This is a genomic window from Amycolatopsis rhabdoformis (genome assembly GCF_035918295.1).
Classification (GTDB): Bacteria; Actinomycetota; Actinomycetes; order Mycobacteriales; family Pseudonocardiaceae; genus Amycolatopsis; species Amycolatopsis rhabdoformis.
Map to the genome: position 1 here is coordinate 1,718,986 of NZ_CP142149.1, position 11,944 is coordinate 1,730,929.

Consider the following 11,944-nt stretch of genomic DNA (forward strand, 5'->3'; position numbering starts at 1 on the left):
CGAACGGCTTCATCTGCGAGAGGTGACCTCAGGCCTCGAGCGCCCACCGGACGTAGCGCGTCTTCGGCGTGAAGCCCGCTCGCGCGAAGATCCCGGACGTGCCGGCGGGGCCCGCCGAGTCCACGTTGAGGCTCATGCGCTCGAACCCGTGCTCGGCGGCGGCGCGCAGCGCGTGCGCGATCAGCGCGGTCGCGACACCGCGGCCGCGGCACGCCGGAACCGTGCCCAGCGCCATCACGTGCGCGTCGCGCACGCCGGTGACCTCCGCGTCGGCCGGCCAGTGGTTGGTCACCAACATCCCCGCCGGCGTCCCGGTCGCGGTGTCCCGCACCAGGAAACTGGCCTCGGGCCGCAGGGTGTGGTTGGTGAACTTGTTGCGCCAGAAGTCCAGCGGCAGCGCCGGGGCACCCCAGACGTCGCGGAACGCCTCGTTGCGGGCGGCCAGGAAATCCTCGTCGGTGCCGGCCGACCACGGTTCGAGCCGCAGTCCGTCGGGGATCGTGGGCGCGGCGGGCACCGCGGCGAGCGAGCGCTCCATCCGCTGGAAGTAGCGCGCCGGCGTGAAACCCCGGCCGCGCAGCAGCTCGGCCAGCCCGGCGATCCCCTCGGCCCGGTAGACGTCGATCGCGAGCTTCAGCGTCGGGTGGTGCAGGTCGTGCAGCGTTTTCGCTGCCGCCACACCGGCTTCCACCAGCGTGGTGCCCAAGCCGCGACGCCGGTGGTCTGGGTGGACGCCGCCGTCGAGCAGCACGCGGTGGGTCTCTTCGGCGAACCGCTTGTAGCGGATCTTCATGAAGCCCACCATCACGTCCCCGGCGAAGACCGCGAGGCTCGCGCGTTCGAGGTCCGCACCGGGGTCGATCAGCTCCTGCAGCGTGTCTTCGGCCGTGTAGAGCTCACCGATCCCGTCCACGGCGTCCATGGCGTTGAGCAGATCGGCCGAAGCCTGGGCGTCGCCGCGGGTGAGCGGCCGCCACGTGAGGGACTCGGTGCGCATGCGGCCGAAAGTAATTCACCCTCCGGCTCGCTGTCGCCGCAATTTCCGCGCCGGCCGCGAAAGCTCAGGCCGAGTGCGCCGACTTCTCCGCGTCGTGGCGGGCTTTCGCCTCCTCCAGCGCCTGGCCCTGGCGGCTGTGCAGCTCGGCGCGCAGCTTCTTCGCGTGCGCCTCGGTGGCGGCGAGCCGGTCGAGGCGCTGCTGGAAGTGCGGCGCCACGGCTTCGGCGAACAGCTCGTAGTGCCGTGCTGTCGCGGCCGGCGTGGCCCATTCGTGCGCCATCATCAGGTACGAGCCGAACCCGCCCTTCGACTGCGCTTCCAGCGCGCCGATCTGGCGGATCGCGTCCTCCGGCGTGCCGATCACGCCGATACCGCTGGCGTTGATCCAGTCCACGCGCTCGGTGAACGTCGCGCCGCCGGGTTCGAAGTGGGGCACGGCGGCCACGTGCTGCAGGTAGTCGCACCAGTCGTCGAGTCCGTGCTCGACCTCGGCGTAGGCCTGTTCCTTCGTTTCGGCCAGGTGCATCGGGCCGACGAGACGCCAGCCGTCACGGTTCATCGCGGTGCCGAACTGTGCGGCCCGCTCCTCGGCGACGTCCCAGTGCTGAGCCAGCAGGTCGAGGTCGCCGGTCAGCGTCGCGCCGATCGACAGCAGGCTCAGGCCGTGTTTGCCCGCGATGCGCGGCCCCGAAGGCGACGCGATCGCGGCGACGCCGACCTCCAGCCCGCCCTGCGTGAACGGCCGCAGCTGGCACAACGCGTCGCGCAGCTGGTAGCGGTCGGTCTTCACCGTCACCGGCTCGGCGCCGTTGAGCAGCTGCATCAGCACGTCGGTGTCCTCTTCGAGCGCGCCGCGCTGGCTCAGCGGGTCGAGGCCGATCATCGACGCGTCGGTGGGCAGCGAACCCGGGCCGAGGCCGAGCATGAACCGGCCGCGCGTGAGGTGGTCGAGCAGGATCGCGCGGTCGGCCACCCACAGCGGGTTGTGGTACGGCAGCGACAGCACGCCGGTGCCGAGCTTGATCGTGTCGGTCTGCGCCGCCACGTGCGCGATGAAGATCTCCGGGCTCGCGATCAGCTCGACGCCACACGAGTGGTGCTCGCCGATCCAGGCCTCGTCGTAGCCCAGCCGGTCGAGCAGCTTGATCGTCTCGATGTCGCGGGCCAGGGCCGCCACCGGGCTCTTGACCGGTGACGCGTGGAACGGGGCCATGAAGACGCCGAAACGCATGAGTCCTCCTTGACAACGCCGGCAAGGTGATCGCTTCGGCGACGGTAGCGCCGGGCCGGCGCGCGGCCACGGGATCGCGGCGGAACCGTTCAAAAGATGAACACCCCGCCCGTTCGGGGGCTGGCCGCGCGGTTCGCCGATCCTGCACACTCGGGTTTCCGACGCCCGGAGAGGAGCGAAGGTGACTGCTGTGCCCTCGGTGCCGTCTTCGGACGTCTGGCAGCAGTTCCTCGAAGCCGACCGAAGAGGCTCGGCGCGCCCGGAGATCGAAGAGTCGTGGGTGCGCTCGCGCCAGTCCGGCGTCGATCCCGAACGGCTCGACCTCGCCGACGCCGCGTACGACCCCGGTGCGCTGCTCGTCGCGGTCGGCAGCCAGGTCATCCCCGGCACGGCCGACCTGCTCGTCGGCGACTCGGCCTCGGTGGCGCTCGTCGACCCGCGCGGAACGCTCACGTGGCGCTGGGAATCGGATCCGGCTCTGCGGCGCGACCTGCAGCAGGTGGAAGTGGAGCCCGGCCACCGCTACGTCGAGGACGGCGTGGGCACCTGCGGGGTCGGGCTCTCGATGGCCGTGCGGTCGGCGTCGATGGTGGTCGGCGCGGAGCACTTCAAACAGGCCTGGCACCCCTACACGTGCGCCACCGCGCCGATCGTCGACCCGGTCACGCGCCTGCTGCTCGGTTCGGTGAACGTGTGCTGCCGCGCCGAGCACACCAACCGCTTCGTGATGGCCGCCGTGGTCGCCTTCGCCGAGCGCCTGCGGTCCGCGCTGCGCGAAGCGGCGACGCCCCGCCAGCGCCGGCTCGTCGACGCCCACATGACCTACCGCGGCCTGCCCGGCACCACGGTGCTCACGCTCGACGGCGAGATCCTGATCAGCGACGGCGGCCCGGCCCCGGGCCTGCCCGACCGCGCCACGCTCTGGTCGGCCTTGCGGGAAGCCGGGCCCTCGGCCACGCACCTGACGCTGGCCGACGGCCGCGTCGCCACCGTCCGCCCGGTCACCCCGGGCCGCTTCGAGGACGGCTGCGTGCTGATCTTCACCGCGTTCGCGCCGGCCGGGCACGAAAACCCGCTGCACAACGCGGAAGCCGAGATCATCCGCGAGATCCTCGTGGCGTGCGGCGGCAACAAGACCGCGGCGGCGCAGCGGCTCGGCATGGCGCGCGGCACGCTGTACAAGCGCATCCGCCGCTACGGGCTGGCCGAAGGCTGAGGGTCCCGGTACTGGGCCGAGTGCTTCGGCAGCAGACCGACGAGCAGCAGCACCACCACGTACACGCCGGCGCAGATGCCGAACACCAGCTCGGCTCCGGAGAAGTACGACGCGGGCGACGGCCGGCCGACGCGGGCGAAGAACACGGTGCCGAGCGCGGCGACGCCGACGGCGTTGGCGAACTGCTGGGCGGCGTTGAGCAGGCCGGCGCCGGTGCCGACCTCCTCGGTGGTGGCGTCGCCGAGCACGAAGTCGAACAGCGGCACGAACAGCAGGCCCGCGCCGAAACCGGTCACGAGCAGGGCCGGGGCGAGCTGCCAGACGGTGATCGCGGCGCCCCGGTGGGCGATCGACCACGCCAGACCGAGCAGCCCGACGATCGCGATGGCGAGTCCGAAGTGGAGGTTCACGCGGCCGAGCTTCGCCGCGAGCACGGCGCCGGACAGCAGGGTCGCGACCGCCGTGCCGACGGCCCACGGGATGAGCGCGAAGCCGGTCTGCAGCGGTGTCCAGCCGACGCCGGACTGCAGCAGCAGGTTGAGGATCAGCACGAACGCGCTCAGCGCCGCGTAGAACCCGCCCACGATCAGCAGGCCCACCACGAAGCTGCGCTTGCGGAACAACGACGGCGCGATCACCGGGTGGGCGCTGCGGCGTTCGGACGCGACGAAGAGGCCGAAGGCCACCACCGCGGCGGCCAGCATCACGTACGTCCACGCGGGCCAGCCGAGGTCGCGGCCCTGGATGAGCGGCACGATCAGCAGCGCCGAGCCGGCGGTGAGCAGGCCGACGCCGCGCAGGTCGAGGCGCGCGGTGCGGTCCTCGCCGCTGTGGCGCGGCAGCACGAACCACGCGAGCAGGCCGGCGAGGATGCCGAACGGCACGTTGATCAGGAAGATCGAGCGCCACTCGCTGCCGAACAGGTTCAGGTGCAGCAGCCAGCCGGCCAGCACCGGGCCGGCCACCGTGGCCAGGCCCATGATCGGGCCGAACGGCATGAGCGCCTTGCGCAGGTGCTCGGGTGGGAACACGATCTTCACCAGCGCCAGGCCCTGCGGGATCATCACCGAACCGAACAGGCCCTGCAGCAGGCGCGCGCCGATGAGGAAACCGGCGCTCGGCGCGAGGCCGCAGGCCAGCGAGGCGAGCGTGAAGCCGGCCAGGCCGACGAGGAACAGACGCCGGCGACCCATCAGGTCACCGAGGCGGCCCGAGGTGACGAGCCCGAGCGCGAACGCCGCGGTGTAGGCCGAGAGCACCCACTGCAGCGTCATCGGCCCGCCGCCGAGGTCGGCGCGGATCGAGGGGCCGGCGAGGGTGGCGACGCTCGTGTCGACGAGGTCCATGAGCTCGGCCACGACCACCACGACCAGCACCGACCAGGCCTGGCGCAGGGGCAGGGCGAACGGGAGCGAGGCCACTCGGGCCGCGCTTGACGAACTAAGTTCAGTAGTCACGAACTAAGTTCTAGATGACGAACTAAGTTCGTGTCAAGCTAGAGTGAGGGGTATGCCAGCCGACTCCCGACAGCGCCGCGCGACCCGCCACGCCCAGCCGACGGCGGATTCCGCGCCCGCCGCCCCGCGCAAGCAGCCGATCACGGCCGAGCGCATCACCGACGCCGCACTGCAGGTCGTGGCCACCGAGGGGTACGACGCGCTGACCATCCGCCGCGTCACGGCCGTGCTGGGCACCGGCCCGTCTTCGCTGTACGCGCACATCACCACGAAAACCGATCTCGACGACCTGCTCCTGGGCCGGCTCTGCGCCGAGATCGTGCTGCCGGAGCCGGATCCCGCGAGCTGGCGGCAGCAGCTGCACGATGTGTACGCCCAGCTGCGTGACCAGTACCTGAAGTACCCCGGCGTGTCCCGCGCGGCGCTCGCCATGGTGCCGACGCACCTGGAGACCCTGCGCGTGAGCGAAGGCCTGCTGGCCCTGCTGCTCGCCGGCGGTGTGCCCGCGCAGACGGCGGCGTGGGCACGCGACTCGCTCACGGTCTACGTGACCGCCTACGCCTGGGAACGCTCCCTCGTGCACCAGCGCCGGCAGCACCAGGACGACGACTGGGTGCTCAGCCGGGAGGACCTCGTCGCGAGGTTCGAGGCCCTCCCCGCCGACCGCTTCCCGAACACGCGCCGCCACGCGGCCGAGCTGACCTCGGGCAGCGGGCACGACCGCTTCGACTTCACGCTGTCGCTGATGCTGGACAACCTCACGACCGCGGTGGTCCCCGCGCCGTCATGATCAAGCCCAGCCGTGAACAATCTCAGCCGTGCGGGTCGTCGACCTTGAGCTGTTCGCCCGTGGTCGCCACGAACACGACCAGCAGCTTCGCCGGCTCGGTCGCGCTCACGTTGTCGGTGGCGACGTGGTGCGCGCCCGGCTGCTCGGTCCAGTTCTCGCCCTGGTGGTACGTGCGGGCCGGCTCGCCTTCGAGCCGGCTGCGGACGGTGCCTTCGAGCACGTAGGCGTACACGAAGGCGTCGCCGTGGCGGTGCGGAGCCGCGCCGGCCGACGGCGGGAAGGTGACGATCGCTGAGGTGAAGGTCTTGCCCGCCACGTTCGGCAGCGCCTGGGCGAGCAGCGGCGTCAGCGTCTCTTCGGGGTGGCCCATCGCCGCGGCGGGGGCGGAAACCGGCGCCGCGGCCGAGGCCGGCGCGGCGGCCGGCCCCGGTGCGGCGGCGGAGGAACAGCCGGCGGCCGCGACCGCGGTCAGCAGCAGGGCCCCGGCGCCGAGCAGACGGTTCACACTTCGTCCGAGACCTGGATGATCGTCTTCCCGGCCACCCGGTGGCGCCGCGCGAACGCGTCCGGCGCCTCGGCGAGCGGACGGACGGCCCCGACGATCGGCTTCAGCCGACCGTCGCGCACGCGCTGCGCCACCTCGGTCAGCTGCGCGCGGTTCGGCTCGACCACGAAGAACACGGCGCGGCCGCCGGCCGGCTGTGTCTCCGGCGGCGCGGCGATGGTCACCACGGTGCCGCCGCGACGCACGAGCGGGATCGAGCGGTCGTACACCTCGCCGCCGATCACGTCGAAGACGAGGTCGACCTGGCCGGCGGCTTCGAGCGCCGCGGTGTCCACGAACGCGTTCGCACCGAGACCGAGCACGAGGTCGCGGTCGGCGGCCCGGCCGGAGCCGATCACGTGCGCACCCACCTCGCGGGCGAGCTGCACGGCGAGCGAGCCGACGCCGCCGGCCGCGCCGTGGACGAGCACGGTCTGGCCGGCCGCGAGCTCGGCGTGGTCGAACAGGCCCTGCCACGCCGTGAGCCCGGAGATCGGCAGCGCCGCGCCTACGGTGTGGTCGAGGTCGGCGGGCAGCGGCGCGAGGTTGCGCGCCTCCACCGCGGTGTACTCGGCCAGCGAGCCGTCGCGGGCCCAGTCGGCGAGGCCGAACACGCGCTGCCCCACGCTCAGGCCGGTGGTGCCGTAGCCCAGTTCGGCGACGACGCCGGACAGCTCGTGGCCGGGCACGCTCGGCGTGCGGTCGCGCCCGGCGCGGTCGGTCCACGTGGCGGGCCAGTCGAGCTCGCCGGGGGTGAAGCCGGCGGCGTGCACGCGCACGATCACGTCGTTCTCGGCGGCGTGCGGGTGGGGCAGCTCGGCGAGGGTGAGCCCGGCGACGCCGGCTTCCTGGTCGCGCACGGTGATGGCTTGCATGGCGGGTCCTTTCAGGACGGTTGCTCAGGAGTGGTCCGGCCGGGCAGCGGCCAGCTCCGCGGCGGGCGCGGGGTCCGCACCGCGGGGCCGGCGGGCCAGGACGGCGGCGGTCACGGACAACACGCCGACGAAGCCGAGATAGCTGTAGCCGGTGGCCTCGAGCCCCCACGAAGGGGCGACGAGGCCGGCGGCGAGGGAGGGCAGGCTCATGGCCGCGTAGCTCACCACGTAGGCGGCGGAGAACACTTCCGACCGCGCCTTCGCCGTGGTGGCGGCGCTGATGCCGCGCAGCGTCCCGGTGAACGTGAGGCCCACGCCCAGCCCGGCGAGGATGGAGCCGAGGAGGAACACCACGGCGGAGCCGGCGACCAGCGAGCCGGCGAGGACCGCCGAGCCCACGACCAGCAGGACCGCCCCCATCAAGGTGGCCACGCGCGCGGTGTGCCGCGCCGCCCACAGGCCGCCCGCGCTGTTGGCGAGGAACAGCACCGCGATGCCGAGGCCGCCCGCGGCGCCGAAGCCCTCGTGCAGCACGTCGGTGACCAGCGACGGAGTGAGTGCGAGGAAGAGCCCGGTGAGCGACCAGCTCGCGACGATGGCCGGCACCGCGCCGAGGAACGCCCGCCGCGTCTCGCGGGGCACGTGGACGCTCGGCCGCAGTGACTTGAGCACGCCGGGGCTCCGGTCCGCGGTCTCGGGGATGTCCGCGACCAGCGCGGCGACCACGAGGAACGCGACGGTGAGCACCGGGAACACCACCGCGTCGGGATGCGGCCCGGCCTGCACCAGCAGCCCGGTGATGCCGCCGCCGGCGGCGAGCCCGAAGCTCGTGCCGACGGCCGTCATCATCGGGCCGCGGTGCGGGCGGTCGGCGGGGGAGAGCTCGACCAGCTCGGCCGCGAGAGCGCCGGTGGCCATGCCGGTGGCGAGGCCCTGCACGATCCGCGCGATCACGAGCACACCGACACCGTCGGCGGCCCAGAACAGCGCCGTGCCGGCCGCGGCCACCAGCAGCGACGCGATCAGCACCGGCCGGCGTCCGATGTGGTCACTGAGCGAGCCCACCGTGAGCAGGGCGACGACCAGCCCGGCGACGTACACGGCGAACACCACCGTCAGGACCGTCACCGAGAAGCCCCACCGCTGCAGGTACACCGGGTAGATCGGCGACGGCGCGCTCGTGGACGCCATCAGCAGCACGTTCGCGACCACGAGCAGGCCGAAGGAGGCTCCTCGGCCCAGGCCGCGTCGACCGTTCGTCATGGCGGGGTCAGCTCGACCAGGGAGAGCCGACGATGCGCTCGACGGTGGTGGTCCGCCGGAAATCGGGGATGAAGTGCTCGAGGATGTCGGAGTTCACCGTTCCGTTGGTGGTTTCCGGGCGGTGCTTGAGCGCATCGACGAAAGTGCGCAGGAAGTCCGTCTTGAAATCACCACGCGGGTGCGCGGCGAGAATTTCCTCCACCTGCGCCACGTCCAGGCCGTCGAAACCGAGGCCGAGCACGTCGGTGAGCACCCCGAGGTGCGTGGTGGCGATTTCCGGGCCCATCCGGCCGGGGATTCCCGGTGTGGTGTGCAGGGCGATCGCCGTCCACACGGTGTCGGCCGCCGCCTCCGAGAATCCCCGGTCCAGCAGGAACTTCCGGCCGTGGTCCGCTCCGTCGACCTCGAAGCGCTGCTGCACGTCTGAAAACGGCGTGATGAGGCCGGTGTCGTGGAACATGGCGGCGAGGTAGAGCAGTTCCGGGTCGGGTTTCACGCCGAGGCGCTGGGCGTGGAACTGGCTGAAGAAGAACACCCGTCGGGAGTGGTGGTAGAGGAGCGGATTGGTCGTTTCCCGGATGAGGCGGTCGGCTTCCGCGACCGCTGCCGTTTCGGGAACCTCCACCCCCGCGATGATCTCTGACATGGCTGGTTGCGCTTCCGTTCTCGGTCGGCGGATCGGTACGTGTTCCATGGTGCCGATTCCGCCGCCCGCGGTGCCGCCTTTGTCCGGCCAGGAACCACTCAGATCGGGACGCGCGCCGAGCCGTCCACGGTGTGCGAGCGCAGCAGTGCCGCCACGAACGCGTCGGGCCGGGTCAGGAAGGCCTCGTGGTCGCCGGGCACGGTGATCGGCTCGACCCCGAGCCGGCCCGGGAACCGCGGGCACCAGGCGTGGTCGCCGGGCGGCATGGCCAGGTCGCTCTCGCCGGCCAGGTAGCTCACCGGCAGCCCGAGAGTCGGGAACGCCGGGGCGTGCAGCGGTTCCTCGAAGTAGCGCATGGGCTGGGGCACGAGCAGCTCGTAGACCAGCTTCTGCACCGGCTCCGGGGTGTCCTGCGCGAAGGCGCTCTGGAACACCGGGTAGGGGAGCACCACGGAGTGGTCACCCGAGTCGCGGGCCAGCTGCCGGAAGAGTTCGGCGTGCCCGGGCGGGACGTCGTCGACGAGGGCCACGCCGTTCTCCGGCACGAACGCGCTGTGGAAGACCACGCGGCGCACCCGCTGCGGAACCCGGTGGGCGGCCCCGAAAACCGGGTAGCCGCCCCAGCTGTGGGCCACGAGCGTGACGTCGGTGAGGTCGTGGGTGTCGAGGAACCCCGCGACGAAGTCGACCGTGTCGGCGAGGGAGAAACGACGGGGGTCGTCGCCGTCCGCGAGACCCGGGAGGGTGAGGGCGACCACGGAGTGGCCGGCGGCCCGCAGCCGCTGGGCGACCGGGCGCCACGACCACGCGCCGTGCCAGGCGCCGGGAACCAGAACGTAGGTCTCTGCCATGGGGATCGGTACACCTTCCTGTGGCTTCTTTGCCAGAGGGGCCGCGCCGTGCGGGCGCGACGAGGGGGCTGTGACGCAGAGAACGTAGCGAGCGATTGAGTTACGGTCAAGTTCTGTAACGAAATGCTACGGCGCGCGACCTGCGCACTTTTCCGGTCACGGTGTGCTACGAATGGGCGGTGTCCCCGTCTTCCGCCGACTCGACCGCCCCTGCCGGGCCGGGCTCCGCCGCGCACGTGGTGGCGATCTTCGTCTACGACGGAGTGACGCTGCTCGACGTCGCCGGCCCGGCGGAGGTGTTCAAGGAAGCCAACCGGTTCGGCGCCGACTACCGCATCGTGCTGCTTTCGGCGACGGGGGAGAACGTGACGTCGAACCTCGGGTTCGGGGTCACGGTGGAGGGCTCGGTGTGCTCCGTGCCCGCACCGGACACCTACCTCGTACCCGGATCCAGCCTTTTCCCGCGCACCCCGGTGCCGCGCGAGCTGGCGGAGGCCGCGCTCGTGCCGACGGCGCGCGCGGGCCGCGTCGCGTCGATCTGCACCGGCGCGTTCATCCTCGCCGCCGCCGGCCTGCTCGACGGCAAGCGCGCGACCACGCACTGGAAGGCGGCGCACGAGCTCGCCCACCGGTGCCCGACGTGCCGCGTGGAACCCGACGCCATCTACGTGCGCGACGGGACCACCTACACCTCGGCCGGGGTCACCGCCGGCATCGACCTGGCCCTCGCGCTCGTCGAGGAGGACCACGGCCCGGACCTCACGCGCGACGTGGCCCGCTCGCTGGTGGTCTACCTGCAGCGCTCGGGCGGGCAGTCGCAGTTCTCCGCGCCGCTGCAGGGCCCGCCGCCGCGCTCGCCGGCGCTGCGCACGATCACCGACCTCGTCACGGCCAACCCCGAGGCCCGCCACTCGCTCGGCGACCTCGCGAAGCACCTCAACGTGAGCACGCGCCAGCTCACCCGGCTCTTCCACGACGAGCTGTCCACCACGCCTTCGCGGTACGTGGAGGACATCCGCTTCGACCTGGCCCGGGCGTTCCTGGACCAGGGCCACACCGCGACGCAGGCCGCCACGCTGGCCGGGTTTCCCAGCTACGAGGCCCTGCGCCGCGTGTTCGCGCGGAAGCTGTCGATCAGCCCGGCCGCCTACCAGCGCCGGTTCAGCACGGCCCGCCGCTGATCCGGTCGGGACCGCTCACGGCCGGTGCACGGCGTCGAGGATCACGCGGGTGACCGTGTCGGGGTGGGTGAGGAACGACAGGTGCCCCGAGGCGATCACCGTGGTGCGCGCCTTCATCCGCGCGGCCACGAAGCGCTGCAGCTCGGGCGCGGTCGTGCGGTCGGCGGTGGTGATCACGTAGCTGCTCGGCTTGCTCTCCCAGGCGGCGGCGGTGGTTTTCGTCGAGAAGAGATCTTGCGCGACCCGGCCCTGGGCGGCGTAGAGGACCTTCGCCTTCGCGGTGGGCACGCCGTTGGCGAAGTCGTTCATGAACGCGTTTTCGGTCAGCTGACCGAATCCGTTCCGGAACACCAGGCCTGAGCTCGCCGGCGCGGTGGGGAACTTCGCCGTGAGCGCGGGGTAGTCCTCGCCGGCCAGCGGCGCGCGGGCGGAGAGGTACACGAGCGAATCGACGGCCGGGTGCACTCCGGCCTCGCTGATCACCGAGCCGCCGTAGGAGTGGCCCACCAGCACGGTGCGCCCGGGCTGCAGGTCGAGCTCGCGGCGCGTGGCGGCCACGTCGTCGGCCAGCGAGGTGAGCGGGTTCTGCACCGAGGCCACCTCGACGCCGGCCGCCTGCAGCCGTCCGATCACGTCGGCCCAGCACGAGCCGTCGGCGTACGCGCCGTGCACCAGCACCACGGACCTGCGCGGCGCGGGCGCGGCCGCGGCGCTCGCCGAGCCGGGCGAAGCGAGCGCGAGCCCGGTGGCCCCCAACGCGGCGAGGCCGGCGAACGACCGCCGCGTGAGCCGCGCCGGGGCCGGGTCCGATTGACCGGGATGGTGCGCGTCCGTGTGCTTCATGGCCGAGAGCTCCCCTTGTCGGCGTCGGCACCGTTGTCCACGATGGACAG

At 72.4% G+C, this 11,944-nt stretch carries 12 protein-coding genes; 3 read left to right on the forward strand and 9 right to left on the reverse strand.

What is annotated here, in order from left to right; genetic code table 11:
• Positions 1-28: 28 nt before the first annotated feature.
• Together VSH64_RS08015 and VSH64_RS08020 are read right to left on the reverse strand one after the other, a co-directional pair.
• Positions 29-997, reverse strand: a complete 969-nt coding sequence (locus VSH64_RS08015; RefSeq protein ID WP_326834859.1) for a GNAT family N-acetyltransferase — start codon at positions 995-997, stop codon at positions 29-31.
• A 64-nt stretch (positions 998-1,061) separates the two neighbouring features.
• Positions 1,062-2,228 (reverse strand): LLM class flavin-dependent oxidoreductase, encoded by a 1,167-nt coding sequence (locus VSH64_RS08020; RefSeq protein ID WP_326834860.1) that lies wholly within the window; start codon positions 2,226-2,228, stop codon positions 1,062-1,064.
• 181 nt (positions 2,229-2,409) lie between these two features.
• Here VSH64_RS08020 and VSH64_RS08025 point away from each other — a divergent pair, with 181 nt between their 5' ends.
• The gene (locus VSH64_RS08025) at positions 2,410-3,444 is read left to right on the forward strand and encodes a helix-turn-helix domain-containing protein (RefSeq protein WP_326834861.1); all 1,035 of its coding nucleotides are present in this window, start codon (positions 2,410-2,412) and stop codon (positions 3,442-3,444) included.
• Here the strand turns inward: VSH64_RS08025 and VSH64_RS08030 are convergent.
• Positions 3,423-4,865, reverse strand: a complete 1,443-nt coding sequence (locus tag VSH64_RS08030; RefSeq protein ID WP_326834862.1) for a DHA2 family efflux MFS transporter permease subunit — start codon at positions 4,863-4,865, stop codon at positions 3,423-3,425. The genes VSH64_RS08025 and VSH64_RS08030 overlap by 22 nt on opposite strands.
• An 88-nt stretch (positions 4,866-4,953) precedes the next feature.
• On the opposite strand from VSH64_RS08030, the gene VSH64_RS08035 reads away from it, so the two are divergent.
• On the forward strand, positions 4,954-5,691 hold the full coding sequence (locus VSH64_RS08035) for a TetR/AcrR family transcriptional regulator (RefSeq protein WP_326834863.1): 738 nt from the start codon (positions 4,954-4,956) through the stop codon (positions 5,689-5,691).
• Between the two features lie 22 nt (positions 5,692-5,713).
• Here VSH64_RS08035 and VSH64_RS08040 read toward each other — a convergent pair whose 3' ends face one another.
• From VSH64_RS08040 to VSH64_RS08060, 5 genes are all read right to left on the reverse strand, one after another.
• The gene (locus tag VSH64_RS08040) at positions 5,714-6,196 is read right to left on the reverse strand and encodes a cupin domain-containing protein (RefSeq protein ID WP_326834864.1); all 483 of its coding nucleotides are present in this window, start codon (positions 6,194-6,196) and stop codon (positions 5,714-5,716) included.
• Positions 6,193-7,110: an NADP-dependent oxidoreductase gene (locus tag VSH64_RS08045; protein WP_326834865.1), complete on the reverse strand. Its 918-nt coding sequence runs from the start codon at positions 7,108-7,110 to the stop codon at positions 6,193-6,195. The genes VSH64_RS08040 and VSH64_RS08045 overlap by 4 nt, the downstream gene beginning before the upstream one ends.
• Positions 7,111-7,134: 24 nt before the next feature.
• On the reverse strand, positions 7,135-8,373 hold the full coding sequence (locus VSH64_RS08050) for an MFS transporter (protein WP_326834866.1): 1,239 nt from the start codon (positions 8,371-8,373) through the stop codon (positions 7,135-7,137).
• A gap of 7 nt (positions 8,374-8,380) precedes the next feature.
• Positions 8,381-9,019, reverse strand: coding sequence for an HD domain-containing protein (locus VSH64_RS08055; RefSeq protein WP_326834867.1), 639 nt, complete (start codon positions 9,017-9,019; stop codon positions 8,381-8,383).
• 98 nt (positions 9,020-9,117) lie between these two features.
• The gene (locus VSH64_RS08060; RefSeq protein WP_326834868.1) at positions 9,118-9,870 is read right to left on the reverse strand and encodes an alpha/beta fold hydrolase; all 753 of its coding nucleotides are present in this window, start codon (positions 9,868-9,870) and stop codon (positions 9,118-9,120) included.
• 179 nt (positions 9,871-10,049) lie between these two features.
• Between VSH64_RS08060 and VSH64_RS08065 the strand changes: the two genes are divergently transcribed.
• Positions 10,050-11,051, forward strand: a complete 1,002-nt coding sequence (locus tag VSH64_RS08065; RefSeq protein WP_326834869.1) for a GlxA family transcriptional regulator — start codon at positions 10,050-10,052, stop codon at positions 11,049-11,051.
• A gap of 15 nt (positions 11,052-11,066) precedes the next feature.
• On the opposite strand, the gene VSH64_RS08070 is transcribed toward VSH64_RS08065, so the two are convergent.
• Complete coding sequence (locus VSH64_RS08070) at positions 11,067-11,894, reverse strand: alpha/beta fold hydrolase (protein WP_326834870.1); 828 nt, start codon at positions 11,892-11,894, stop codon at positions 11,067-11,069.
• Positions 11,895-11,944 lie beyond the last annotated feature (50 nt).